The 25,327-nt window shown below is 70.3% G+C and carries 18 protein-coding genes and 1 pseudogene; 10 read left to right on the top strand and 9 right to left on the bottom strand.

The annotated features are described in order from the left end of the window. Nucleotides 1–106 precede the first annotated feature (106 nt). From AB0H54_RS27090 to AB0H54_RS27080, 3 genes are read left to right on the top strand one after another with little or no spacing between them, the layout of a single operon-like run. Entirely contained in the window at nt 107–1,228 is a 1,122-nt protein-coding gene (locus AB0H54_RS27090; RefSeq protein ID WP_357348987.1) for an amidohydrolase family protein, read from the top strand. Beyond that, entirely contained in the window at nt 1,225–1,605 is a 381-nt protein-coding gene (locus tag AB0H54_RS27085; RefSeq protein WP_357348985.1) for a hypothetical protein, read from the top strand. Before AB0H54_RS27090 ends, AB0H54_RS27085 begins: the two co-directional genes overlap by 4 nt. Beyond that, nucleotides 1,602–3,164: a multicopper oxidase domain-containing protein gene (locus AB0H54_RS27080; RefSeq protein WP_357348983.1), complete on the top strand. Its 1,563-nt coding sequence runs from the start codon at nt 1,602–1,604 to the stop codon at nt 3,162–3,164. The genes AB0H54_RS27085 and AB0H54_RS27080 overlap by 4 nt, the downstream gene beginning before the upstream one ends. Before the next feature lie 3 nt (nt 3,165–3,167). Here AB0H54_RS27080 and AB0H54_RS27075 read toward each other — a convergent pair whose 3' ends face one another. Beyond that, nucleotides 3,168–4,769, bottom strand: coding sequence for a helix-turn-helix domain-containing protein (locus AB0H54_RS27075; RefSeq protein ID WP_357348981.1), 1,602 nt, complete (start codon nt 4,767–4,769; stop codon nt 3,168–3,170). Nucleotides 4,770–4,900: 131 nt separating this feature from the next. Between AB0H54_RS27075 and AB0H54_RS27070 the strand changes: the two genes are divergently transcribed. Both AB0H54_RS27070 and AB0H54_RS27065 read left to right on the top strand, forming a co-directional pair. After that, nucleotides 4,901–6,016 (top strand): NDMA-dependent alcohol dehydrogenase, encoded by a 1,116-nt coding sequence (locus AB0H54_RS27070; RefSeq protein ID WP_355279619.1) that lies wholly within the window; start codon nt 4,901–4,903, stop codon nt 6,014–6,016. 14 nt (nt 6,017–6,030) lie between these two features. After that, the gene (locus tag AB0H54_RS27065; RefSeq protein WP_357348979.1) at nt 6,031–7,542 is read left to right on the top strand and encodes an aldehyde dehydrogenase family protein; all 1,512 of its coding nucleotides are present in this window, start codon (nt 6,031–6,033) and stop codon (nt 7,540–7,542) included. A gap of 64 nt (nt 7,543–7,606) precedes the next feature. Here AB0H54_RS27065 and AB0H54_RS27060 read toward each other — a convergent pair whose 3' ends face one another. Together AB0H54_RS27060 and AB0H54_RS27055 are read right to left on the bottom strand one after the other, a co-directional pair. Continuing rightward, nucleotides 7,607–8,809 carry a lipid-transfer protein gene (locus tag AB0H54_RS27060; protein WP_357348977.1) on the bottom strand — a complete coding sequence of 401 codons (1,203 nt, stop codon included), beginning with the start codon at nt 8,807–8,809 and terminating at the stop codon, nt 7,607–7,609. Beyond that, nucleotides 8,793–9,248, bottom strand: coding sequence for an OB-fold domain-containing protein (locus AB0H54_RS27055; protein ID WP_355279626.1), 456 nt, complete (start codon nt 9,246–9,248; stop codon nt 8,793–8,795). Before AB0H54_RS27055 ends, AB0H54_RS27060 begins: the two co-directional genes overlap by 17 nt. A 102-nt stretch (nt 9,249–9,350) precedes the next feature. Between AB0H54_RS27055 and AB0H54_RS27050 the strand changes: the two genes are divergently transcribed. Beyond that, entirely contained in the window at nt 9,351–10,124 is a 774-nt protein-coding gene (locus AB0H54_RS27050; RefSeq protein ID WP_357348975.1) for a hypothetical protein, read from the top strand. On the opposite strand, the gene AB0H54_RS27045 is transcribed toward AB0H54_RS27050, so the two are convergent. Beyond that, nucleotides 10,118–10,567, bottom strand: coding sequence for a MarR family transcriptional regulator (locus tag AB0H54_RS27045; protein ID WP_357348973.1), 450 nt, complete (start codon nt 10,565–10,567; stop codon nt 10,118–10,120). The genes AB0H54_RS27050 and AB0H54_RS27045 overlap by 7 nt on opposite strands. A 95-nt stretch (nt 10,568–10,662) precedes the next feature. Here AB0H54_RS27045 and AB0H54_RS27040 point away from each other — a divergent pair. After that, nucleotides 10,663–12,468, top strand: a pseudogene (locus AB0H54_RS27040) (ABC transporter ATP-binding protein). Between the two features lie 49 nt (nt 12,469–12,517). Here AB0H54_RS27040 and AB0H54_RS27035 read toward each other — a convergent pair. Further along, on the bottom strand, nt 12,518–13,918 hold the full coding sequence (locus tag AB0H54_RS27035) for an MFS transporter (RefSeq protein ID WP_357348971.1): 1,401 nt from the start codon (nt 13,916–13,918) through the stop codon (nt 12,518–12,520). A 116-nt stretch (nt 13,919–14,034) separates the two neighbouring features. Here AB0H54_RS27035 and AB0H54_RS27030 point away from each other — a divergent pair, with 116 nt between their 5' ends. Further along, complete coding sequence (locus AB0H54_RS27030; RefSeq protein WP_357348969.1) at nt 14,035–14,604, top strand: TetR/AcrR family transcriptional regulator; 570 nt, start codon at nt 14,035–14,037, stop codon at nt 14,602–14,604. Continuing rightward, nucleotides 14,594–15,217 (top strand): hypothetical protein, encoded by a 624-nt coding sequence (locus tag AB0H54_RS27025; RefSeq protein WP_357348967.1) that lies wholly within the window; start codon nt 14,594–14,596, stop codon nt 15,215–15,217. The genes AB0H54_RS27030 and AB0H54_RS27025 overlap by 11 nt, the downstream gene beginning before the upstream one ends. A gap of 47 nt (nt 15,218–15,264) precedes the next feature. On the opposite strand, the gene AB0H54_RS27020 is transcribed toward AB0H54_RS27025, so the two are convergent. The 3 genes from AB0H54_RS27020 to AB0H54_RS27010 all read right to left on the bottom strand — a co-directional run bounded on the left by AB0H54_RS27020 (nt 15,265) and on the right by AB0H54_RS27010 (nt 22,752). Beyond that, nucleotides 15,265–15,666 (bottom strand): hypothetical protein, encoded by a 402-nt coding sequence (locus tag AB0H54_RS27020; protein WP_355279641.1) that lies wholly within the window; start codon nt 15,664–15,666, stop codon nt 15,265–15,267. A 140-nt stretch (nt 15,667–15,806) separates the two neighbouring features. Further along, nucleotides 15,807–21,734: an amino acid adenylation domain-containing protein gene (locus AB0H54_RS27015; protein ID WP_357348965.1), complete on the bottom strand. Its 5,928-nt coding sequence runs from the start codon at nt 21,732–21,734 to the stop codon at nt 15,807–15,809. A gap of 76 nt (nt 21,735–21,810) precedes the next feature. Further along, nucleotides 21,811–22,752: a methionyl-tRNA formyltransferase gene (locus AB0H54_RS27010; protein ID WP_357348963.1), complete on the bottom strand. Its 942-nt coding sequence runs from the start codon at nt 22,750–22,752 to the stop codon at nt 21,811–21,813. A gap of 216 nt (nt 22,753–22,968) precedes the next feature. Here AB0H54_RS27010 and ilvD point away from each other — a divergent pair, with 216 nt between their 5' ends. Then, entirely contained in the window at nt 22,969–24,651 is a 1,683-nt protein-coding gene (gene ilvD / locus AB0H54_RS27005; protein WP_355279649.1) for a dihydroxy-acid dehydratase, read from the top strand. Between the two features lie 126 nt (nt 24,652–24,777). Here the strand turns inward: ilvD and AB0H54_RS27000 are convergent, their stop codons facing one another. Further along, nucleotides 24,778–25,092, bottom strand: a complete 315-nt coding sequence (locus AB0H54_RS27000) for a hypothetical protein (RefSeq protein ID WP_357348961.1) — start codon at nt 25,090–25,092, stop codon at nt 24,778–24,780. Nucleotides 25,093–25,327: the final 235 nt, after the last annotated feature.

The following is a 25,327-nucleotide window of genomic DNA, read 5'->3' as shown; positions in this document are numbered from 1 at the left end:
ATCTGTGATCCACCCCACAGGATCACCCCATCGGCGTCACGTTCTGCCCGCAACGCGCACTCCTCGTCGGCGAAATCTCTTCCACCATCCCCGACCAGGAGCTCCCATGCGAACCCGCATCAGCAATGTCCGTGTCTTCGACGGCGAGCGGCGCATCGATCGAACGACGGTGCTGCTCGACGACGACCGGATCGTCGCCACCGACGACGCGTCCGCCGAGGTGGAGATCGACGGGTCCGGCCGCACCCTGTTGCCGGGTCTCATCGATGCCCACACCCACGTCTTCGACGGCGACCTGGCCCGAGCGCTCGCGTTCGGTGTCACCACCGAGCTCGACATGTTCTGTCTCCCCGACGTGCTGACCGCGCAGCGGGCGGCCGCACGGCGACGTGACGATGTCGCCGATCTCCGCAGCGCGGGCACCCTGGCCACGGCGCCGGGCGGCCATCCGAGTCAGCTGCTGGCCGCACCGGAGATCGCCGCGCTCGGCCTCGCACCGTTCGACACCATCGCCGGCCCCGAGCAGGCGGCCGATTTCGTGCGGGCCAGGCTGGCGGAGGGCGCCGACTACCTCAAGATCGTCATCGACGACGGCAGCGTGCACAGCACGAGCCTGCCGGTGCTGTCCGAGCAGACCGCGCGAGCACTGACCGCCCACGCCCATGACGCCGGATTGCAGGTCATCGCGCACGCGATCACCGAGTCCGAAGTGCTGATCGCGCTCGAGGCAGGTGTCGACGGGCTCGCCCACGTGTGGACCGATGTCACCGGCGGCACCGATGACCTGGCCGACCGGATCGCCGCGCAGGACGTGTTCGTGGTGAGCACCCTGGTGTACTTCGAAGCCATCACCGGGCAGCGCGAGCGCACCGCCGACTGCGCGGTGCCCGGCTCGTTCGACGACGCGATGCGGGTGACCCGGGCGCTGCATCGGGCCGGCGCGCCTCTGCTCGCGGGCACCGACGCGACCCCGTACGTGCCCGCCCACGGCAGTGGCCTGCATCGGGAGCTGGAGCTGCTGACCGCAGCGGGGCTGAGTCCGCTGGACGTGCTCACGGCCGCGACCAGCAGGACCGCCGATCGCTTCGGGCTGTCCGATCGAGGACGTGTCGCATCGGGCCTGCGCGCGGATCTTGTTCTCGTGGAAGGCGATCGGACCACCGATATCACCGCCACATCCGCGATCGCCGAGGTGTGGCGACGCGGCGTGCGCCAGGTCCGCCGATGACCGCGGCGGTCGTCGCCCGGTGGCCGCTGCCGCTGTTCCGGGCGACGGTGACGACGGCGGCGGTCCTGGTGTTCGCGCAGGCCGCCTTGGCGGGCGGTTTCCTCGCTGGGCACTTCGAGGCATTGGCGATGCACAGCCGCAACGGCGGCATCGTGGCGCTGGTGTTTCTCGGTCAGCTCGGCTGCGCGATTCTGCTGTGGCGCAAGGGCGGCGGGCCCGCGTGGCCCGCGCGGACCGCGGTGCTCCAGTTGTCCATCGCGGCGGCGCTGATCCCGCTCGGCGAGGAACGTGTGCTGGCGGTGCATATTCCGCTCGCGGTCGGGTTGGCCATCGGCACGGCGCTGCTGGTGAGCTGGGCGTGGCGGTGGCGGCGATGAGCATCGGCAGACGCGGATTCCTGCGCGCCGGAGCCGGTGTGGGAGCGGCCGTCGCGCTCGGCGGCGCGGGCTGGGCGGCGGTACCGAGCATCGTGCGACCCGGTGAGCCGGGTCGGCTGCTGCCCAGCGCCGCGCCGCTGCCGCGACCGTTCCAGGCGCGGCTGCCGATGCCACCGGAGCTGACGCCCGTCCGGTCCGATCTGTCCACCGACTACTACGAGATCACCCAGCGCACAGCGCATCTCGACATCCTGCCGGGGCTGCGCACCGAGGCGTGGACCTACCACGGCAGCTTTCCCGGGCCGACCATCCGGGCGAGGTCCGGCCGGGCGACCTCGGTGCGCCATCGCAACGAACTTCCCCATCCGACGGTGGTGCACCTGCACGGCGGGCACACCCCCGCCGACAGCGACGGCTACCCGATGGATCTGGTCCTGCCGGTCGGCACGAGCACCGCGCCCCCGCCGAACAACGGTCACGGTGTCGCCACGACGACCGGCGCGCTCGTCCACGGCGAACGCACCTACCGGTATCCGAATCGTCAACGTGCCGCGTCGCTCTGGTACCACGACCACCGGCACAGCTTCACCGGCCCGGCGGTCTGGCGCGGGCTGGCCGGGTTCCACCTGATCGGCGACGAGGTCGAGGACGCGCTGCCGCTCCCCCGCGGCGACCGGGACATCCCCCTGCTCATCAGCGACCGATCCTTCGCCGCCGACGGCTCGTTCTCCTATCCGCTGGTCGATCCGGAGCTGCGCACGCCCGGAGTCACCGATCGATACATGAACGGGGTCCTCGGCGACGTGGTGCTGGTCAACGGCGCGCCGTGGCCCCGGCTCGAGGTGTCGCCGGTGCGCTACCGGTTCCGGTTGCTCAATGCCTCCAACGCCCGCCGCTACCGACTGACCCTCGAATCCTCCCGTCCGGGAGGTGGTTTCGTGCAGATCGGCAGCGACGGTGGCCTGCTGGACCGGCCGCTCCGGCACGACCACATCGACATCTCCCCGGCCGAACGATTCGACGTGATCATCGATTTCGCCGCCTACCCGCCCGGCACCTCGGTCCGGCTACGCAACGCCCTCGGCGCCGGACCGGCCGCCGAGGTCCTGCGTTTCGACGTCACGGGTCCGCCGCGACGCGACGACACCGCTGTCCCCGATCGGCTCGCGCCCGTGGAGCGCCTGGATCCCGCCACCGCCGTCGCCGAACGCACGTTCCTGTTCCAGCTGGGCCCGGGCGGCTGGTCGATCAACGGCGCGCCCTACGAACCCGGTCGTGCGCTGGCGAACCCACGTCTGGGCACCGTCGAGATCTGGCGCTTCATCACCGATTTCCACCACCCGGTTCATGTGCACCTCGATCCGTTCCAGGTCGTCTCCCGGAACAATCGCCCGCCCGGGCCCTTCGACGCGGGATGGAAGGACACCGTCGACGTCCGCCCCGCCGAAGCCGTCGAGGTGGCGGTCCGTTTCACCGACTACCCCGGCCCGTTCATGCTGCACTGCCACAACCTCGAACACGAGGACATGGCGATGATGGCCGACTTCGTGGTGACGTAGTGGTCAGTAGACGGTGATCCGCAGGGCGCGCATCTTCGCATAGAGCGTGGTGCGGGAAATACCCAGGGCCTGAGCCGTTTTGACCTTGTTGCCGTCGAACTTGCGCAGCGCCTCGACGATGACGTCGCGCTCGGCGCGGTCGATCGGCATCAGCGGCCGCAGCGGCTGCTGGGTGCGATAGGCCTCGGGGAGGTCGGCGAGGACGACCGCGCCGGTGCGCCGGTGCCGGACGACCTCGGTGACGACCGCGCGGAGTTCGCGCAGATTGCCGGGCCAGTGGTGGGCCGACAGCGCCGAGAGCGCGCCGGGCGTGAAGTACAGCGAGCTGTCCGCGCCCGCTTCGCGCAGCATCGCCGCGACCAGCGCCGGGATCTCGCCGCGCCGGTTGCGCAGCGGGCCGAGTTCGACGCGGTCGGTGCATTCCGCGGCCAGCGCGGCGGCGCGGCCGGTGAGCGTGTCCACCGCTCCGGTTACCAGCACGACGCGCGGTACCTGCCGGTCGGCGACATGGGTGGCCACGAGGTCGATCAGATCGTCGGGCAGCAGGTCGAGGCCGTCGATGCAGACCGTGCCCTGCCGGGTGCGGACCAGCGCGGCGAAGTCGCGGGCGAAGACGTCGCTGCCGTCGAGCAGGGCATTGGCGGCGGTCAGGATGGTGACCGGTTGTTCGGTGGCGTGTTCGCGCGCGGCGCGCGAGCGCCCGGAACCCGGCGGGCCCGCGACCAGCAGCGGATCGCCGGGGTCGAGCGCTCGGCGAGAGTAGGCGACGCTCGCCCGTTCCCGCGGTTCGACATTGAGCAGGGTGCCCCCGGCCGGTCCGCCGACGCGGGTCGCTTCGACCCGCACCGCCAGCCCGGACTCCAGCGTCAGATCGAAGACGGAACCGCGGCGCACATCCGGGGCCATCATGCGCAGCAGCGCGACGTCGGTGGCGCCGAGCAGATCGGCGGCGGCCTGGTTGGACATGAGCAGGTCACGCCCGATCGCCAGCACCGCGCGGCGGCGCGTGCCCGCGGCCTGGAACGCGGCGAGCAGTTCCTTGTCCGAGACGCGGGAACCGTCGAGCAGCCGCTGCTCGATGTCGGCGACCGCGCGGGCGACCAGGGGCAGCAGCAGCGGGCTGGCTTCCGGGGCGACCGTGGACAGGTCGAGCACGCCCTCGATCCGGCGCGTGGTGGGGTGGAAGATGGGGTGCCCGTAGCAGCTCATGTGGCGCAGCGGAACGGCGAAATGCTCGTCGCCGTTGACGGCGATGCTGGTGCGGGTTTCCAGGGCGACGCCCGGTGCGGTGGTGCCGACCACCTCTTCCAGCAGCGACGCGCCGACATCGACACCGAGATCGTCGAAGACCTGGCGGGCGCCGCGGCTACCGCACCACTGGTGCGCGATGCGGCCCTCCCGGTCGACGACGATCGTGGTGAAGTCGGTGCCGTCGAGCCGATGCTCGAGGTCGTCGAGCACGACCGCGGCCGCGGCCATCAGCGGACTGGCGTCGTCGATGTCGACATAGCTGATCGTGTCCAGCACCGAGCCCGGCTCCAGACCCGCCATCGTCGCTCGATGCCAGGACGCCGCGATCGGTTCCCGCTTCACCTCGGGGTGCATGCGTCCACCGTAGCAATCGTGACCGGGGTCACGATTGTCCAATTTCTGAACAGTCGCGGGATCCCCCCGTTGCGAATGTGGTTCCCGTCACTCCGGACGGGGCGCATCGACGAGGATCAGGAGAACCCGCCATGAAAACCAAGGCCGCGGTCGTCTACCAACCCGGCAAGCCGATCGAGATCGAAGAGCTCGAACTCGACAAGCCACGCGAGGGAGAGGTACTCATCCGGTATCTCTATGGCGGGCTGTGCCATTCCGATGTCCATATCGCGCACGGTGACCTCGAAGCGCGGCTGCCGATGGTGCTCGGGCACGAGGGCGCGGGCATCATCGAAGAGGTCGGGCCGGGCGTGACCCGGGTCAAGCCCGGCGATCACGTGGTGTGCTCGTTCATTCCGAACTGCGGCACCTGTCGCTACTGCTCCAACGGTCAGCAGTCAATCTGCGACATGGGCGCCACGATCCTGGAGGGCTATCTGCCCGGCGGTCGCTTCCCGCTGAGGGGACCGGCCGGTGAGTACGGTGCGATGTGCATGCTCGGCACGTTCAGCCAGTACGGGGTGATCCACCAGAACTCCTGCGTCACGGTCGACGAGAACCTGCCGCTGGACAAGGCGGTGCTGGTCGGCTGCGGCGTGCCCAGCGGGTGGGGCTCGGCGGTCAACACGGCCGAGGTGAAACCCGGTGATGTGGTGGTCGTCTTCGGCATCGGCGGGCTCGGGATCAACGCGGTGCAGGGCGCCCGCTTCGCCGGCGCGCGCTACGTCGTGGCGGTCGATCCGCTGCACAACAAGCGCGAACGGGCCCTCGAACTCGGCGCCACACACGCCTTCGCCGACGCCGGTGACGCCCTCGCCACGATCAACGACCTGACCCGCGGCCAAGGCGCAGACGCCGCGATCCTGATCCCGGACCTGCTGACCGCCGAGATCGTGCGGGCCGGCTTCGACGCCGTCGGCAAGGGCGGCAAGGTCGTGCTGACCGGGCTCAACAAGCTCGACGAGATCAACATCCAGCTCCCCGGATCGATCATGACGCTGTTCCGGAAGGAATTGCGCGGCAGCCTCTTCGGCGACTGCAACCCGACCGTCGACATCCCCAAGATCCTCGGTCTCTACCAGAGCGGCGACCTGAAACTCGACGAGCTCATCACCCGCACCTACACCCTCGACCAGGTCAACCAGGGCTACGACGACCTGCTCAACGGCCAGAACATCCGTGGCGTGCTCGTGCACGACCACTCCTGACAGGGAGGCAAGACATGACCGAAGTACTCGAACCCACCACCCTCACCCCGGTGCTGCCGCAGGTCCGCGACTGGCTGTCGCGCCCGAAGCAGTTGTTCATCGGGGGCCAGTGGGTCGACGCGGCCTCGGGCCGCACCTTCCAGACCAGGGACCCGGCCACCGGACAGGTGCTGACCGAGGTCGCCCATGCCGAGGCCGTCGATGTCGACCGCGCCGTGCGCGCGGCGCGGGCCGCGTTCGAGGGCGAGTGGTCGCTGTGGACACCGGCCCAGCGCCAGCGGCTGCTGTTCCGCGCCGGTGAGGCGATCTATGCCCATGCCGAGGAGCTGGCCCAGCTGGAATCGCTGGACAACGGCAAGTCCGCCGGGGTCGCCCAGGCGGTCGACATCACCTGGGTCGCCGAGCTCTTCGAGTACTACGCGGGCTGGGCCACCAAGATCGAAGGCCGCACCATCCCGATCTCGGTGCCCTGGGCGCCCGGTACCCAGTGGCACGCGTACACCCTGCGCGAACCGATCGGCGTGTGCGGGGCGATCGTCCCGTGGAACTTCCCGCTGCTGATGGCCGCGTTCAAGATTCCCGTCGCCCTGGCGACCGGCAACACCGTCGTCCTCAAGCCCGCCGAGGACACCCCGCTCACCGCCCTGCGGCTGGCCGAGATCCTCGCCGAGGTCGGTCTGCCCGACGGCGTGCTCAATGTCGTCACCGGCTACGGCGACGCCGGTGCGGCGCTGGCCGCCCACGACGATGTCGACAAGATCGCCTTCACCGGTTCCACGGAGGTGGGCAAGCTCATCGTCGACGCCGCCAAGGGCAATCTGAAGAAGGTCAGCCTCGAGCTCGGCGGCAAGAGCCCGCAGGTCGTCTTCGCCGACGCCGATCTGGATCTGGCGATTCCGGGCACCGCGTCGGGGTTCCTGTTCAACCAGGGCCAGACCTGCACCAGCGGCACCCGGCTCCTGGTGGAGGACAAGATCTTCGACGAATTCACCCAGGGCGTCGCCGAGGCCGCCGCGGCGAGCCGGATCGGCTCGGGCCTCGACCCGGCCACCGACGTCGGCCCGCTGGTCTCACAGACCCAGCTCGACCGGGTCCTCGGCTATCTCGACGCCGGAGTACGCGCCGGGGCCAGGGCGCTGACCGGCGGGCGCCGCCACGGCGAGAGCGGCTATTTCGTCGAACCGACGGTGTTCGTCGATGTCGACGCCTCGTTCAGCGTGTACCGCGAGGAGATCTTCGGCCCGGTCGTGGTGGCGACCCCGTTCAACGCCGAGGAGGGCGTGGCCGCGGCGGCCAACGACACCCCGTACGGACTGGCCGCCTCGGTGTGGACCACCGATGTGTCCAAGGCGCATCGCACCGCCCGCCAGATCAAGGCGGGCACGGTCTGGATCAACGCGCACAACGCCTTCGACGCCGCGCTGCCCTTCGGCGGCTACAAGCAGTCCGGCTGGGGCCGCGAGCTGGGCGCCGCGGCGATCGATGCCTACACCGAGCAGAAGACGATCAACACCTTCCTCGGCTGAGCCCGCGCTCCGGCACCGATCATCGCGATCGGTGCCGGAGCCGTGCCGTCGACCGGAAGACCGGTCAGCGCGTGGCGATGATCGCCGAACCGTGGCCGAACAGGCCCTGATTCACCGCGATGCCCGCGCGCGCGTCCTCGACCTGGCGGCCCTCGGCCTGGCCGCGCAACTGCCAGGTCAGCTCGCAGACCTGAGCGATCGCCTGCGCGGGAATCGCCTCACCGAAGCAGGCCAGCCCACCACTGGGGTTCACCGGCACCCGGCCACCCAGCGTCGTCGCGCCACTGCGCAACAGGTTCTCCGCGCCGCCCTTCTCGCAGAGCCCGATGTCCTCGTACCAGTCCAGCTCCAGCGCGGTGGACAGGTCGTAGACCTCGGCGAGGGACAGGTCGTCCGGGCCGAGCCCGGCCTCCTCGTAGGCCGCGTACGCGACAGCGGAACGGAACTCGCGCGGCGGGACCTCGACGGCCACGGCGGAGTCCGTCGCGAAATCGGGCAGATCGAGCACCGTCTTCGGGAACGTCGGCGTGACCGTCGACAGCGCGCTGATCCGGACCGGGTCGGTGACGCCGTGGCGGCGCGCGTAGTCCATCGAAGTCAGCACCAGCGCGGCACCGCCGTCACTGGTGGCGCAGATGTCGAGCAGCCGCAACGGGTCCGAGACGATCGCCGAGGCGGCGACCTCCTCGGCCGACACCTCCTTGCGATAGCGGGCGTACGGGTTGTTCAAGCCGTGCCGGGCGTTCTTGACCTTGACCGCGGCGAAATCGTCGAGCGTGGCGCCGTGCAACGCCATCCGCCGCCGGGCGTAGAGCGCGAAATAGATGGGGTTCGTCGCGCCGAGCAGGTGGAAACGCAACCAGTCCGGATCGTCGCGGCGCTCGCCGCCGACCGGCTGGAAGAACCCCTTCGGCGTGGTGTCGGCGCCGACCACCAGCGCGACATCGCACAGCCCGGCCAGGATCTGGGCCCGCGCGTTGGCGATGGCCTGGGCACCGGAGGCGCAGGCGGCGTAGCTGCTCGAGATCCGGGCTCCGGTCCAGCCGAGCGCCTGGGCGAAGGTCGCGCCGGAGACGAAGCCGGGGTAGCCGTTGCGGATCGTGTCGGCGCCGGCGATGTAGCCGACGTCGCGGTGGTCCACGCCGGCGTCGGCCAGCGCGGCGCGGGCCGCCACCAGCCCGTATTCGACGAAATTGCGGCCCCACTTGCCCCACTGGTGCATGCCCGCACCGAGGACTGCGATATCGCGATCACTGGTCTCGGTCATCGACCGGCCTCCACATCCACACCGTGTGCTCCGCTTCCTCGTCCTCGTACAGCACGCCGAGGGTCAGCTCGACCGGCATGCCGACCGCCAGGTCGTCCACCGTCAGGCCACGGACCACCTGCCCGAGAATCACCATCTGCTCGACCTCGAGCTCCACGGCCGCGACGACATACGGCTCGAACGGATCGGGCGAGACATAGGGCGGTGGCGGTTTGTAGCGGGCGTCCGCGTACGACCAGATCCGGCCCCGGGTGGAGAACAGGTAATCCTCCAGCTCGGAGCCGTTGCGGGGACCCGTGCACTGCGGGTTCCGGCAGGCCAGTGCGTTGCGCGGGAAATACGGTGTGCCGCAGGCGGTACAGCGACTCCCCCGCAGACGCACGGTGCCGTCGTCCGCGGTGAACCAGTCGGCCACGGCAGGGCGTTGTTCTTTCTGCACGAGCCCGACGGTATAGGAACACGTTCTACTTTGGGGCGGAAATCCGCTTCACCGGCGTCCGCGCGGAGGTACGGTGAGACCGGATGGGAGTACCGCGACGCGATGGGCACCGAAGGCATTGAACCGCAGACGATCCGCAACGTCACCATCATCGGGGACCCCGAGGAGACGAAACGGGTCGTCCATCGGCTGACCGGCCGCGTCGCCGAATGCGGGTCCGGCACGGTGGCCACGGTCCGGTGGACGACCGACCGCGTCGAGCACACGATCCGCCTCACCCCGCTGTCGAGCCACGCGCCCATCGCGACACTGGAGCGCGCCGTCCGGATGGCCGACGGGGTGATCGCGGTGATGACCGCGGCGGCGCGGCGCGCGCCCCGGCTCGAGACATTGCTGCGAGTCGCCGACGACCACCAGGTCGCCCGGCTGTGCCTGGTGACCGGACTCGATCATCCGGCCGCGGACTTCGACCGCTGCGTCCGCACCATCGCCGGGACACACGGGGCGGTGCCGTTGACGGTGCAGATCCCGCACGGCATCGGCACGGCGTTCGAAGGCGTCGTCGATCTGGTCCCGATGTGGGCGCTCGAACCGATGGCCGCCGAATTCTACGGCGGCCATTGGCACATCGCCGAACAGTGGTATCGCCGTCTCGTCCGCGCGGTGCGGGAGCAGGACAGCGAACTCGGCGCGGGGGTGGTCGCTCCCGGGCTGCTGTACGACCGCGTCCGCGATCTCACCCATATCGGCGACGCCGCGCCCGTCCTGTGCGACGCGGCCCCGTGGAGTGATGTCGGCCCGCTGCTGGACGCCATCGTCCGGTACTTGCCGTCACCCCTGCACGTCTGCCAGCCCGAACACGCCCTCGACTACTGAGGGCCGACCGCGTTCGATCGTGACGCCGGGGCCGTGTCCTCCTGGACGAGCTTGCCCAGGATGCCCCGCAGCGCGGTGCGCTCGTCCTCGGTGAGCCGGGCGAAGAAGTCGTCGGCCTCTTTCGTCCGGGCATCGGACAGGGTGTCGAGCGTCCGGGCGCCCAGCGCGGTCACCGCCACGAGCGTCGCCCGGCGGTCGGTCGGGTCCGGCCTGCGGGTGACCAAGTCGGCCCGCTCGAGCACGTCGACGACCTCCGTGGCCGAGCGCGGGCTGATCCGCAACGCCTCGGCGACGGCCGACAACCGGAGACCGTCGTGCTCGCCCGCCACGCGCAGCGCGCGGGCCTGATGCGGGGTCAGCCCGATCGGCGCGTACGCCGCGGCCCAGCGTCGGCGCAGCGTCCTGGCCACCTGCATCAGGAGCTCGCTCTCGTTGTCGGGCATAAAACCGGCCTCTCGAAGTGTTTACACTGCCAGATAGTGAGGGAACCTCAGCATAACCGCACAACCCGAGGGGGTTGCCTGTGCAAGACCAAGACATGTCCCGCGGCGGCCGCACCCGTCGCCCCGACCCCACCGACCGCGCCCAACTGCGCGAATCCCCCGTTTCGCCGCGCCGGATCGCCGCGCTCTTCGCGCCGTACCGGCTTCGGCTCACCCTGCTGACCGGCCTGATCGTGGCGGCGTCGACGATCAGCCTCGCCTCGCCGTTCCTGCTGCGCGCGGTGATCGACGACGCGCTGCCGCACCAGGACATCGCGCTGCTGCTCTGGGCGGTGGGCGGCATGCTCGCCGTCACCGTGCTCACCGCCGTGCTCGGCGTCGGCCAGACGCTCATCTCCACCACCGTCGGACAGCAGGTCATGCATGCCCTGCGCACCGATGTGTTCCGCCACCTGCAGCGGCAGTCGCTGGCGTTCTTCACCCGCACCCGCGGCGGCGAGGTCCAGTCCCGGCTGATCAACGATGTCGGCGGGATGCAGTCCGTGGTCACCAGCACCGCGACCGCTATCGCGAGCAATGTCACCACCGTGGTCGGCACGTCGATCGCGATGGCGGTGCTGTCGTGGCGGCTGTCGCTGCTGTCGCTGGTGGTGCTGCCACCGGCGATCTGACTGACCCGGCGGGTGGCCCTGCTCCGCCGCGACATCACCGCCCGGCGCCAACGCCACCTCGCCGACCTGCACGGTCAGGTCGAGGAGGGACTCTCGGTGAGCGGTGTGCTGCTGGGCAAGACGCTCGGCACCGGTCCGGTGGCCTCCGCGCACTTCGAGCAGACCTCGCACGACCTGGTCGATCTCGAGGTGCGCTCCCAGCTGGCAGGCCGGTGGCGGATGGCCACGATGAACATCGTCTTCGCTGCGATTCCCGCCGTGCTCTACCTCGCCGCCGGATTCCCCGCGACCAGTGGCGGCATGACGATCGGCACCCTGGTCGCCTTCACCACCTTGCAGGCCGCGCTCTTCCGGCCGCTGATGAGCCTGCTCAATGTGGGCGTCGAGGTCACCAGTTCGATGGCGTTGTTCAGCCGGATCTTCGGCTACCTCGATCTCCCCGTGGAGATCGAGGAGCCCACCCGGCCGGTCGACATCGACCCGCGCGATGTCGTGGGCGAGGTCCGGTTCGACGACGTCAGCTTCCGCTACGACGCCGCGGGCCCCGACGTTCTCGACGGCGTCTCGCTCGTCGTTCCCCCCGGGTCGACGCTCGCCCTCGTCGGCGAGACCGGCTCCGGCAAGACCACCCTCGCCTCGCTCGTCGCCCGCCTGCACGACGCCACCGGCGGCCGGGTGACCATCGACGGCATCGACATCCGCGACCTGGAACTGGGCACCCTCGCCCGCATCGTCGGTGTCGTCTCGCAGGAGTCCTACCTGCTGCACACCACCGTCCGCGAAAACCTGCGCTACGCCGAGCCCGCCGCCACCGACGCCGAGATCGAGCGCGCGGCCCGCGCCGCCCAGATCCACGACCTGATCGTCTCGCTCCCCCAGGGCTACGACACCGTGGTCGGGTCGCGCGGTCACCGGTTCTCCGGCGGCGAGAAACAGCGCATCGCCCTGGCCCGCACGCTCCTGCGCGACCCGCGCATCCTGGTACTCGACGAGGCAACCAGCGCCCTCGACAACGAGACCGAGCGAGCGGTGCAGGCCGCCATCGACGTGGTCGCCCGGGGCCGCACGGTCATCACCATCGCGCACCGGCTCAGCACCATCCGCGACGCCGACCAGATCGCCGTCCTGCACCACGGCCGCGTCGTCGAACTCGGCGACCACACGACGCTGCTCGACGACGCGGGACGCTATGCCCGGCTCAACGGCACCGCCGAGATCGCGGCGGCCTGATCGGCCAGACCCTTCCGGCCATCGCCGAATACCGTTGTCCCCCAACCGATCAGCGCGACGGGACCGGGCGAACGCTGCGCGCGGACGCCCCGAGTCCTAAGACTGCGACAACAGCGAACGTCGCGAACAGCCATCGTGCGGGTGCGGCGCCGCCCGTGTCGGTCGCGTTGACGACAATGCCCGCCAGGCCCGCGCCGAAGGCCCCGCAGACCAGCTGAACCGTGTTGATCGCCGCGGCGGCGCGGGCTCCTTCGGCGGGGTCCGCGACGCTGCCCATCGCCGATGCGGTCAGGTGTGGCCAGGCCATGCCGATGCCGACACCGGTGAGCAGCAGCGCGGTGGTCCAGAGGGCGACGGTTCCCGCCGCGGCGTCGACGACCTGGCTCGACGCCGCCGCCAGCAGGCCGACCGCCATGACCAGTGGTGCCGCCCTGACCGCGCCCGCGATCACCCGTCGACGCGTCACCGAGGCGCTGATGATCTCGCTCGTCGTCCACCCGATGGCCAGGGCGACACCGAGGAAACCCGCCGCCACCGGCGGAAGGTGCGCGAGCCGCTGCCCGAAGTAGGGCACGTACATGTCGACCATGGTGGTGGCCATGAGAATGCCGAGGGTCAGGTAGATCCACTTCAGTGGACCGGGCCGAAACGCACTGGGCGGCAGGACAGCCGAGGCCGCCCGGCGGTCGACGACGAGGAATGCCCCGACCGCGCCCGCGGCGAGGGCGAGCAGTGCTGTCGTCGCGCCGGGCCGGTCCGCGATCGCCGCGACGCTGACCGCCGATGCCGCCACGGCGAGCAGGAGCAGCGACCGGACCGGAATCCGATCCCGGCTTCGCCGGACCCCACCCGGCCGGGCAGGCAGCGCGAGCGGGACCAGCGCCGCGATGATTCCGGTCGCGATCAACAGGGCACCGAAAGCCCAACGCCACGAACCGTATTGCGCGAACAGGCCGCCCGCCGCGGGCCCCAGCACCGTGCCGGTTCCCCACATGGCCGAGACGAGCGCCGACGCTTTCGTCCACAGTGGCTGCGGGAGAGCGGAATTGATCACCGAGTAGCCCAGACCGGCGAGCAGTCCGCCCGCCGCGCCCTGGAGCGTCCGGCCCGCCAGCAGGACCTCCATCGTCGGCGCCAGTGCGCACAGCGCGCCGGCCAGACCGAAGGCGGTCAGCCCGAGCAGATACGACCGGCGCGCCCCGAGCCGGGCCAGCGTCGCGCTCACGGTGGTGGCGGCCGCGACGGATGCGATCAGGTACACGGTGGTCACCCAGGCGTAGAGCCGGTGGCCGCCGATCTCGGCGACCGCGCTCGGCAGCAGGCTGATCGTCAGGAATTCGTTGGTGGCGTACAGTCCCACGCCCCCGGCCAGCACCGTGGCCACCGCGAGGTGGCGGGGTCCGAGCAGTTCTCGCCACGTGCCGCCGACAACCGTCGCGGTGGCCGTCATTGTCCGTCCTCCGCTTCGCCAGGTCGTCGACATGGTAGGGGGTCACGACCTCGAACGGGTAGCCCGATGCGAAACATGCACTAGTGGTACACACCAGTAGTGCGTACCATTGGTACATGCCGCTCCCCCGTTTTCATCGCCTCCCACCCGACCGGCAGCGCGCCATCATCGAGGTCGCGAAGGCCGAGTTCGCCGGTCATGGCCCGGACGCCGCGTCGTACAACGCGATCATCGCGACGGCGGGCATCTCGAAAACCTCTGCCTACCAGTACTTCGACGGCAAGGACGACCTGCTCGGACTGGTCCTGTCCGACGTCGTGGACCGCCTGCGACACCAGCTGGGAACATGGAAACCGGTCACCACCGCGTCCGAGTTCTGGACCGGTCTACGCCGGGATTCGGCTGGACTGACGCAGTTCCTCGAGGACAATCCGCTCGACCGCGCGCTCGCCGACGCCGCGCTGGCCCGGGTCCCGGCCGACGAGGACAACACCTGGCTGACCGAGGTGCTCGCCAATGGGATCGACCTCGGCATCGTCCGCACCGACATCGACCGCGACCTCCTCACCGCGGCCACGGCCGCGGTGCTGCGCGTCGGCGACCACTGGGCCCTGGCGGGCGGCGCCGATCCCGACCAGATCTTCGACCTGCTCGCCGGCTTGTGGGAGCCCCGCCATGCGCACTGATCTGCACCCCGATTGGACGATTCCCCCGACGTCCCCCGGCTGGGCCGGGCGCATCGAACAGTTCATGGGCCCCGGCAAGACCCGGGCGGAGTCGGCGGTCGAATACCTTGGCGGCGCCGTCTGCGTCCTGCTGCTCCTGGTCTACTGCTGGCCGGAGCTCGACGGGTGGAGCCTCGCCGAACGCGTGGTGCTCGTGGTCATCGTCCTCGACCTCGTCGGGGGCGTGCTCACCAATGCCACCAACTCCGCCAAACGCTGGTACCACCGCAGCCGGTCGTCGCGGGGCCGGTTGACCTTCGTCGCGGTCCACACCCTGCATCTCGCCGTCGTCGGCCTGTGGCTGCTCGGCGATCCGAGGTGGTTCCTCGGCAATACCGTGCTGCTGATGGGGTCCGCGCTGCTGATCGAATCCGTCCCGGCCTACCTGCGCCGACCCGTCGCCATGGCCGCCTTCATGGCCGTGTTCTCGATCAATCTGATCGTCTTCCCGGTCCCGGCGGCGCTGGTGTGGTTCATCCCGCTGTTCTCGCTCAAACTCCTGATCTGCCACCTGATCCCGGAGATCCCCGTCGGCACCGGGACACATCCCGCCCGGCAGGGTGAACCCGGGTAGTGCACCGGCTCCGCGCGGAACCGGTGCACGCACTCAGGGACTCCCGATCACATGGCCTGCGCCGACGCGTAGCCGAAGCTCGAGCGGTCCTCGTCGCGGGCCACCAGCTTGCCGTTCACGTAGACCGCGGCGTAGGCGTAGTGGGCTTCGGGGTGCGAGATCGCCGACCAGACGTAGGTTTCCTTGGGGAACCGCACGTCGACGGTGCGGCACCACCGGTCGCCCTCCATGGATTCGGTCAGCGTCACCACCTCGTCGCGCTTACCCAGCGAGTCGTAGTAGGTGATCTCGTTGCCTGCCTGCACGTCGGAGCAGAACACGTAGCGGACGTTGCCGTAGGCAGGCACTTCCGCGGCGGCGGCGACACCGGCCCCCACCACAGCGGCCCCGGCGACGGCGCCGCCCGCTCCGATCATCGCGACAATGTGCCGGATGGCAGACCGTGTCATTTTCAAGCTGTCCTTTCGCGAAACGATGTGCCGGCGAAACACTCTCGCCGGCGACAGTCCGCACGATGTCCTGCCTCGAGCGAACCGGACATTGAATCACACTCCGGCGCTTGCCTGTTCATCGGTCAGCGCGCATCGCCTCACCTCGGTGCCGTCACGGCCTCCGGAGATTCGAGCGGGGTCGGCAGCAGGCCCGCGGTGATGAAGCCGTCGACATAGCGTTGCAGGACAGCGGCATCGATCGCCGGGCATCGCACGCCGTAGTCGGCCAGGACCGCGCGGGTGCCGGTGTCGTCGACGATCAGGGCGTCGCCACCGCCGTTGAGGTAGTTGTCGGCGACGAGGGCCGCGCGCATGAGGTCGGCGTGCTGGGCGATCTGCCCGGCCAGGCGCTCGGCGGCATCGGCCACCGACACCGTCTCGACGGGGAACCCGCTGCGGCGCAGGGTGTTCAGGATGTCGCCGACATTGGTGGGCGCGCTGTTGACCAGGTGGTAGATCTCGGTGTTCGGCTGCCGCCCGGTGGCGAGCGCGACCAGCGCGCGGGCCACGTAGTCCACCGGCGCCAGGGTGACGTCGGCGGATTCGATATCGGGTGCGACCCCGAGGTGGGCGGCCGACCGGATGAGCGTCCAGAACGCGTCGTCGGCGCTGTTCGCGCCGCTGCTGATCGATCCGGCGACCAAGCCGGGCCGGTGCACGGCGACCGGCAGCCCGCGGTCGGCGGCCGCGAGGACCAGCTGCTCGGCCACCCACTTGGTGGCCAGATAGCCGTTGCGGGGCACCTCGGCGGCGGTGATCGCCGTCCGCTCGGTGACGACGCCGGTGTGCCCGGCGCCCACCGCCGCCGACACGGTGGACACGAAATGCAGGGTCTTCACCCTGGTCTCGACCGCCAGCCGCAGGATCTCGACGGTTCCGGCGATATTGGCCGGGCGCAGGGCGGCATACGATTCCAGATGGTTCACGCGGGCGCCGTTGTGGTAGATCACCTCGATCCGCGTGGCCAGTTCGGCCCAGGTGTCCTCGGTCAGCCCGAAGCGCGGTGCGGCGAGGTCGCCCGGCACCGGCACGACCCGGTCCGCGAGTCCCTCGGTCGCGAGTCCGTAGCGCTGGAGCGTCGTTTCGAGGCGGCGGCGCACACCGTCGGCGTCGTCGGCGCGGACCAGGCACCACACGCGCGCGGTGGTGCGGTCGAGCAGCTCGCGCAGCAGATGGATGCCGACGAAGCCGGTGGCACCGGTCAGCAGCACCTCCTCGGCCGCGAGCGGCGGCACCGGGAAGGACTCCGGCACCGTGATCGCGGGGTCCAGGCGCGCGTCGGCGATCAGCATGTCGGTCCAGTGTTCGGCCGCCGACGCACCGGACTCGGCCGTCACCGCCGCCGTCACGCCACGCGGGGTCGGCGCTTCGAACAGCATGCGGGGGTCGGCGTCGATGCCCAGCCGGGTCCGCAGCTCCGAGCGGAGCGTGAAGACCAGCAGCGAGGTGCCGCCGAGATCGAAGAAGCTGTCGTCGATCCCGACCGAATCCCGTTCCAGCACATCGGCGAACACCCGCGCGACCGCGAGCTCGCGCACGGTCGCGGGCTCGCCGTCACCGGCCGCGGCGGCGACGGTGCCGGTGCTGTCCGGTGCCACGCGTGCGGGCAGAGCGGCCGCGACGGTGCCGGACAGCTGCCCGACCGTTGCCTCGGGACGGGTGGCGATTGCGGTCAGCAGGTCGTGGAACCGCGCCGCGAACCCGGCGACCGTCGCCGCGTCGAAGAGGTCGGTGGCGTAGCGCAGGCTGCCCGTCATCCCGCCGGCGCCCGGCTGCTCACGCAGCGTCAGGCTCAGATCGAAATGGGTTGTCTCCCAAGGGATATCCAGGGTCGAGACGGCGAGGCCGCCGAGGTCGAGAGAGGGCGCCACGGGCAGGTTCTCGTAGGAGAACACGGCCTCGAACAGCGGGTGCCTGGTGGTGTCCCGGGCCGGGTTCACCGCTTCGACGATGTGGTCGAAGGGGACATCGGCATTGCCGAGCGCGGCGAGGGCGACCTCCCTGGCCCGCGCCAGCAGCGTGGTGAAGTGTTCCTGCGGATCGAGGGTCAGGCGCAGGGGCAGCGTGTTGACGAACATGCCGACCAGGCGGTCGAGGGCGGGGTGGCCACGGCCCGCGACCGGGGTCCCGACCGTCACGTCCGCGATCCCGGCCAGATCACCGAGCAGCACCGCGAACGCCGCGTACCCGGCCATGAAGGGCGTGGCGTTGTGCCGGCGAGCCAGCTCTGTCAGCGCCGTCCCGATGTCGGCGCCGATCTCGAACTCGACCACCGCGCCGGTGCCGCCCGGCCTGCCGGAGCCGGGAGTACGGACGCGATCGGTGGGCAGCGGCAGCCGGTCGGGGGCACCGGCCAGAGCGTCCACCCAGTGCGCGAGCTGCCGCGCGGCGGTGGAACGCGGATCGTGGCGATCGCCGAGCCGTCGGTGCTGCCACAGCGTGTAATCGGCGTATTGCAGCGGCAGCGGTTCCCACTGCGGCTGCTGCCGCGCCGCCCGCGCGGTGTACGCCGCGGACAGGTCGGCCACGAGCGGACCGTGCGACCAGCCGTCGGCGGCGATGTGATGGGCGACGAGCGCGAGCACGTGCTCGTCGGGGCCGAGGTGCCACAGTGCCAGCCGGATCGGCGCGTCGGTGGTGACGTCGAACGGCGCGGCGACCGCTACCGCGAGTTCGGCGTCCAGCCCGGCCGGGTCGAGGGCGCGCGCGGTCAGCGGCGCGTCACCCAGCGCCGCGTCGACGGTCAGGATGCGCACCTGCGGCCCGGCGCCGCCGGCGGGATACACGGTGCGCAGCACCTCGTGCCGGTCCACCACATCCCGCAGCGCGGCATCGAGCGCGGCCACATCGAGAGATCCCGTGAGGCGCAACGCGATCGGCAGGTGATACGCCGACGAATCCCGGTAGAGCTGGTTGAGCAGCCACATCCGCAGCTGGGCCGGGGCGGGCGCCAGCTGGTCGGGCCGGGTCTCCGCCCTCGGGGCGTCCACGACCGGGTCGTCGGCATCGGCGAGCCGCAGCGCCAGCGCCGCGACGGTCGGCGCGTCGAAGACGGCGCGGACCCCGATACCGAGCCGCGCCGCGAGCGCGGTCGCGGTGAGCGAGGTGCCGCCGAGGTCGAAGAAGTCGCTCTCGGCGCCGTCCACCTCGATCGCGAGGACCTCGGCGAAGGCCGCCGCCACCGCGCGCTCGGCATCCGTCGAGATGGGCCGGGACACGGCCTGACCGAACACCGGCGCGGGCAGCTTGCGGGTGTCGAGCTTGCCGTTGGGAGTCAGCGGCAGGGTGTCGAGGACGAGGTAGGCGCTCGGCCGCAGATACGCGGGCAGTTGCTCGGCGATCTGGAGTCGTACCCGCTCCACGTCGAGGGGACCGTCCGGCACCAGATAGGCCACCAGATGGGTGCCCCTGGCGTCCTGATGCGCGGTGACGGCGGCCCGGCCGACACCGGCGAGACCGGTGAGCGTGGTCTCGATCTCGCCCGGCTCGATGCGATGACCGCGCACCTTGATCTGGAAGTCGCTGCGACCGTGATAGATCAGCTCGGGCTCCGGACCGGCGGTGAGAGTGACCAGATCACCCGTGCGATACACCCGGCCGCCGGGCGGGCCGAACGGATCGGCGACGAATCTGGCCGCGGTCAGCGCGTGCCGTCCGTGGTAGCCGCGGGCCAGGGCCGGGCCACCGATGTACAGCTCGCCGATGACGCCGGGCGGCACCGGCCGCAACCGGGCGTCCAGCACCAGTGCGTGGAATCCGCGCAGGGGCGCGCCGATGGTCACCGGCCGGTCCGGCGTCAGCTCCGCGATGGTCGCGATGTCGGTGGCCTCGGTGGGGCCGTATCCGTTGCGCATCAACCGGGTTCGCGACCAGGCCGACACCAGATCGGCGCGGATCGCCTCCCCGCCGACGCCGAGGACCCGCAGATCGGGCAGGGTCTCGGGGTCGAGGGTGGCCAGCACCGCCGGGGTGATGATCGCGTTGGTCACGCGCTCGCGCCGCATGAGTTCGGCCAGGTCGGGTCCGGCCATGACGTAGCGCGGCGCGACCACCAGCGTCGCCGCACCGGCCAGGCCACACAGGATCTCACCGACCGCCATGTCGAACCCTGGGGAGGCGTGGTGCAGGGTGCGGGCGCCGGGGCGCAACGCGTAGCGGTCACGGCGCTCGGCCGCCAAATTCGCGAGTCCACCGTGGGTCACCAGCACGCCCTTGGGCACACCGGTCGAGCCGGAGGTGTAGATGAGGTACGCGGGGTGCTCAGGCCGCGCGACGACCGGCAGGCGCGGCTGCGCGGCGGGCATCGCGTCGGGGTCGACGATCGTCCACCGGACCGATCCGGGCAGATCCGCCGGGTGGTCCACACCGGTGACGCCGAGGACGGCACCGCAGTCACCGAGAATGTGGGCGATGCGTTCGGCCGGGTAACCCACGTCGATCGGCACGAAACCAGCCCCGGTCTTGGCGATCGCCCAGACCGCGCCGACCGAGGCGGCGGACCGTTCCATGACCATCGCGACCAAGGTCTCCGGCCCCGCGCCCGCGGCCTGCAGCGCACCGGCGAGGCGGTCGGTCCAGGTGTCGAATTCGCGGTAGGTCCAGCGCTTCTCGCCGTAGACGACGGCGATGCCGTCCGGGTTCGCCGCGACGGCGGCGGCGATCAGCGCGCCCAGGGTGGCCGGTGTCGCCGCCGCCGGGCCGCGCCACGGGACGAGCAGGTCCGCCTCGGCAGGGGTGAGGATCGGCAGCTCGGCAATCGGCATGTCATCGGCCGCGGCGGCGAACGCCGTCAGCAGGCCGACGAACCGATCCAGCTGTGCCGCGACTTCGGCCTCGGTGTAGCGATTCCGGTTGGCTTCGAATTCGACCCGCAGCCCGGAACCGCCCACCGGATACACATTGAGGGCGAGATCCTCGACCGGCCCGGTGGACAGCAGTTCGACAGTGCCGCGCGCCGCGCCGAGCATCACCTCGGTGTGGAAGTTCATGATGTTGACCGCGGGCCCGAACCCCAGCGACTCGGCGCGACGCCCGCTGTCGCGGACCATCTCGGCACCGCGATACCGCTGGTGGCGCAGCGCCCCGCCCAGCTCGGCCCGCGCGGTGGCGATGGCGGCGCCGACGGTATCGCCCGAGCAGCTCAGCGGCACGATATTCGAGGTCATGCCGCCGCATTCGCGCAGCGCGGCGACGGTGCGGGCGGTGACGGGCAAGCTCAGTGACACCGACTCGGTGTCGGTCAGCCTGCCGAGGAACGCGGCGAACGCGGCCACCAGCACGGGCGCGTGACCGGGGAAGCCTGCTCGCGTCCGCAGCTGTTCGACCAGCGCGTCGGGCAGCTCGGCGCGCGCGTGGATCGGGAGCGGATCGGGCGCACCCGGCCGGGTCGCGAGGGTGACCGGGTCGGGCAGCCCGGCGAGCCGCTCGCGCCAGTAGTCACGGTCGGCCCCATACCGCCGCGAGCTCAGGTAGCTCTCCTCCGCCGCGGTCAGCACAGCCGTCGAATCGACTGCGGCCGTGGGCAATTCGGCGCCGTCGAGGAGCGCGGTGTAATGCTTGCTCAGCAGGTGCTGCAGGCGGATGGCGCCCATGCCGTCGAGCGCCAGGTGATGGGCGCGGGTGTAGAGCAGGTGACGGTCCGAGCTCAGCCGCAGCACCGTGGTCACGATGGGCGGATCGGTGACCAGGTCGAACGGCGTGCGCTGGTCGGCCCGCATCCAGGCCAGGGCGGCGGCCTCCGGGTCGGGCTCCGCGCTCCGGTCGACGACGGCGATCCGGTCGTCGAGGCCGTCGTCGTGGACCTGGCCAGGCTGCCCGTCCACGACCGTGAAGCGCACGTAGGCACCCAGCTCACGCGCGGCCAGCTGCGCCGCGCGGCGATAGATCGCGAGGTCGAACGGTCCGCGCAGGTCGACGTACTGGGCGATGGTGAGCGGCACCGGTCCGAGCAGTTGCTGAGCGAACCACACCTCGCGTTGTGCCGCGGTGAGCGGGCGGACAGCAGGGGTCGAACCGTGGGGAATCATGGTGCCTCGAAAGCTGGGAGAGAAAAGGTGGTCGGCAGCGCCCGACCCGTCGGCCGGGCGCTGCCGGACCGGGAATTCAGGCCGGGTCGTCGGTGAGATAGCCACCGCGAGCAAAGAATTCGGCACCGTCGTGTTCGGTGCCCGCCGCCGTGCGGACGCGGGTGATCACCAGCGCCTGGTTGCCACCCCGGTGCGGCTGCGCGCCACACACGACGGCGCCGCCCCCTTCCTGCACGATGACCCGGCCCGCGGTGCCGCCGTAGCGGGCCTCGGAGATCACCGCGTCGAGGATCTCGATGCGCTCACCGCGGTAGTAGGAGAAGGCGCGCGGATACGGCGCGGACAGCGCCCGCACGAAACGCTCCAGCTCGACCGCGTCCAGAGACCAGTCGACCCGGCTGTCCCGATCGGACCGCTTGTGGAAGTAGGTGCGCTCGGCCTTGTTCTGCGGCGTCCACACCGCGGTGCCGTTCCCGAGGGCCGCGAGCGCCTCGTGCACCGCGCCCGGGATCAGTTCCATGCCGGCGAGGACGAGCTCGGTGCCGGTGGCGCCGGCCGGGATCGGCAGGCGCTTCTGGACCAGGATGTCGCCGGTGTCGAGCTGCTCGTCCATGCGGTGCACCGTGAGGCCGAACTCCTCGGCACCGCTGATCAGCGCCCACAGCACCGGGGAGAATCCGGTGAACTTCGGCAGCAGCGAATCGTGCAGGTTCAGCGTGCCGTGCGGCGGCATGTCGTAGAGCTCGGCGGGCATCCAGGTGTACCAGCTGTTGACCACGATCACATCGGGTTCGACGCTCTTGACCAGCGCGATGGTCTCGGCGTCCGCGCGCTCGGTGAGGTGCACCGGAATACCGTGCTCGTTGGCCAGTTCCTCGACCGAATCGTTCCAGATCGCCTTGTAGGACGACTCCGCGGCGGGGTGGGTGACCGCGAGGACCACCTCGTGCTCCGAGTCGATCAGAGCCTGCAGAGTCTTACGACCCCAAGTTTGGAAACCGAACGACACGATACGCATAAATCTGCCCCTACTTTCGTCTATGTGTAGGCTTACCTTACATAGTTGACCTCTGCGTGTGGCCCGGACCCGTGTCGACCGTCGGCTGACCATCCGCGCGCCGCGCGCGCCCTACACTGTCGTTACCAGGCGTGGCCCGATCACTGGCGACCTGCCCCGGTGCGACCATCGCGTCGCCATCGACGGCAGCCGCACCGTCGAGGAAAGGCGATCCGCATGACCAGTCGGCCGATCGACATCAAGCCCCGCTCCCGCGATGTCACCGACGGACTGGAGAAGACCGCCGCCCGCGGCATGCTCCGCGCCGTCGGGATGGGCGACGACGACTGGGCCAAACCGCAGATCGGCGTCGCCTCCAGCTGGAACGAGATCACCCCCTGCAACCTCTCCCTCGACCGGCTGGCCAAGGCCGTCAAGGAGGGCGTGCACGCCGGCGGCGGCTACCCGCTCGAGTTCGGGACGATCTCGGTGTCCGACGGCATCTCGATGGGTCACGAGGGCATGCATTTCTCCCTGGTCAGCCGCGAGATCATCGCCGACTCGGTCGAGACCGTGATGATGGCCGAGCGCCTCGACGGCTCGGTCCTGCTCGCCGGGTGCGACAAGAGCCTGCCGGGCATGCTGATGGCGGCGGCGCGGCTGGACCTGGCCAGCGTCTTCCTCTATGCCGGGTCGATCATGCCGGGCAATGTCGACGGCCGCGATGTCACCATCATCGACGCGTTCGAAGCCGTCGGCGCCTGCATCAAGGGACTGATCACGCGCGAGGAGGTCGATCGCATCGAGCGCGCGATCTGCCCGGGCGAAGGCGCGTGCGGCGGCATGTACACGGCCAACACCATGGCCTCGGTCGCCGAGGCGCTGGGGATGAGCCTGCCCGGCTCGGCCGCCCCGCCCGCCCCCGACCGTCGTCGCGACGACTACGCCCGCAAGTCCGGCGAGGCCGTCGTCGAGCTGCTGCGCCGGGGCATCACCGCCCGCGACATCATGACGATGGAGGCGTTCGAGAACGCCATCACCATCGTCATGGCACTCGGCGGGTCGACCAATGCCGTGCTGCACCTGCTGGCCATCGCCCGCGAAGCCGGCGTCGGGCTCACCCTCGCCGACTTCAACCGGGTCGGCGAGAAGGTGCCGCACCTGGGCGATCTCAAGCCGTTCGGCCGCTATGTCATGAACGATGTCGACAAGGTCGGCGGCATCCCGGTCGTGCTGAAGGCACTGCTGGACGCGGGCCTGCTGCACGGCGACGTCATGACGGTCACCGGCAAGACCATGGCCGAGAACCTGGCCCCGATCGAGCTCGGCCTCGACGGTGACGTCATCCGCCCACTCGACCGGCCGATCCACCGGTCCGGCGGCCTCACCATCCTGCACGGCTCCCTCGCCCCCGAGGGCGCCGTCGTGAAGAGCGCCGGCTTCGACTCCGACGTCTTCCGCGGCACGGCACGGGTTTTCGACGGGGAACGCGCCGCGATGGACGCGCTCGAGAACGGCACGATCGTGGCGGGCGACGTCGTCGTCATCCGCTACGAGGGCCCCAAGGGCGGCCCCGGCATGCGCGAGATGCTCGCCATCACCGGCGCCATCAAGGGCGCCGGCCTCGGCAAGGATGTCCTGCTCCTCACCGACGGCCGCTTCTCCGGCGGCACCACCGGCCTCTGCGTAGGCCATGTCGCCCCCGAAGCCGTCGACGGCGGCCCCATCGCCTTCGTCCGCGACGGCGACCCGATCACCCTCGACGTCGCCAACCGCATCCTCGACGTCGAGATCGCCCCCGACGACCTCGCCGCCCGCAAGATCGGCTGGGAACCACTCCCGCCCAAATACACCTCCGGCGTCCTGGCCAAATACCGCAAACTAGTCAGCTCCGCCGCCCACGGCGCCGTCACCGGCTAATCCTCGGAACTCGTCCTGACACCACAGCCATCCATTGGTCTCGCGAAGTATCGAACCTGATTGTCGAGATCGAGGCGCGCGGCGAGGACACCGAGGAATACCTCGGACCCAAGTCGTAGAGCGAGACTATGGGGCGTCCATCACCGCATGAAGACCGGTCGTCGCGTCGGCGAAATAACGCACGACGCCTGCGGCCGTGACGCATTCACGCCAATCGCCGATACGGCAATACCCGGCAGCGGCTATCGTCCGGTCGAGTCCGTCGAGATCCGGTGAAGCGTCCGGTGCCAATAGCAGTGTCCTCGACAAGTTCGCGGTGGTGTGACCGCACACCGCGCCGTCGGACGCGTGGCCGAAAGAGACCTCGCTGCAATAGATATCGACTGCGGCATCGCCGTCATCGAGGCGGGCGATGACATACAGGTCGATCCGCGCGGTCACCGCCCGCCTCGGCTACCGCCATTGAAACAAACCGGATAGTGTGAAATGGTCACCCGAGAACACCCTCCATCGTGGTCTGCGAAGCATTTCCTGGGCACCGATCCCACCACCGCAAACTTCAAGCAAATAGGGTATTAAGTCCCTTCCAGCTGGGCACATAGTCGCGAGAAAAAGCTTTGCCGAGCGAATATTCCGCGCGGTTTCGACTCACCCCGGATACCACCCCCGAAATCCA

Origin of the sequence: Nocardia sp. NPDC050718, assembly GCF_040654235.1 — a bacterium.
GTDB lineage: Bacteria > Actinomycetota > Actinomycetes > Mycobacteriales > Mycobacteriaceae > Nocardia.
The sequence above is the reverse complement of the archived record's forward strand: the minus strand, read 5'-3'. Positions and strand labels throughout refer to the sequence as shown.

Coding starts and splice junctions, on each gene's coding strand:
- AB0H54_RS27030 (WP_357348969.1), top strand. CDS start 14,035: ATGCCGCTCCCCCGTTTTCATCGCCTCCCACCCGACCGGCAGCGCGCC.
- AB0H54_RS27020 (WP_355279641.1), bottom strand. CDS start 15,666: ATGACACGGTCTGCCATCCGGCACATTGTCGCGATGATCGGAGCGGGC.
- ilvD (WP_355279649.1), top strand. CDS start 22,969: ATGACCAGTCGGCCGATCGACATCAAGCCCCGCTCCCGCGATGTCACC.
- AB0H54_RS27050 (WP_357348975.1), top strand. CDS start 9,351: ATGGGCACCGAAGGCATTGAACCGCAGACGATCCGCAACGTCACCATC.
- AB0H54_RS27045 (WP_357348973.1), bottom strand. CDS start 10,567: ATGCCCGACAACGAGAGCGAGCTCCTGATGCAGGTGGCCAGGACGCTG.
- AB0H54_RS27080 (WP_357348983.1), top strand. CDS start 1,602: ATGAGCATCGGCAGACGCGGATTCCTGCGCGCCGGAGCCGGTGTGGGA.
- AB0H54_RS27070 (WP_355279619.1), top strand. CDS start 4,901: ATGAAAACCAAGGCCGCGGTCGTCTACCAACCCGGCAAGCCGATCGAG.
- AB0H54_RS27035 (WP_357348971.1), bottom strand. CDS start 13,918: ATGACGGCCACCGCGACGGTTGTCGGCGGCACGTGGCGAGAACTGCTC.
- AB0H54_RS27090 (WP_357348987.1), top strand. CDS start 107: ATGCGAACCCGCATCAGCAATGTCCGTGTCTTCGACGGCGAGCGGCGC.
- AB0H54_RS27065 (WP_357348979.1), top strand. CDS start 6,031: ATGACCGAAGTACTCGAACCCACCACCCTCACCCCGGTGCTGCCGCAG.
- AB0H54_RS27085 (WP_357348985.1), top strand. CDS start 1,225: ATGACCGCGGCGGTCGTCGCCCGGTGGCCGCTGCCGCTGTTCCGGGCG.
- AB0H54_RS27025 (WP_357348967.1), top strand. CDS start 14,594: ATGCGCACTGATCTGCACCCCGATTGGACGATTCCCCCGACGTCCCCC.
- AB0H54_RS27060 (WP_357348977.1), bottom strand. CDS start 8,809: ATGACCGAGACCAGTGATCGCGATATCGCAGTCCTCGGTGCGGGCATG.
- AB0H54_RS27075 (WP_357348981.1), bottom strand. CDS start 4,769: ATGCACCCCGAGGTGAAGCGGGAACCGATCGCGGCGTCCTGGCATCGA.
- AB0H54_RS27010 (WP_357348963.1), bottom strand. CDS start 22,752: ATGCGTATCGTGTCGTTCGGTTTCCAAACTTGGGGTCGTAAGACTCTG.
- AB0H54_RS27015 (WP_357348965.1), bottom strand. CDS start 21,734: ATGATTCCCCACGGTTCGACCCCTGCTGTCCGCCCGCTCACCGCGGCA.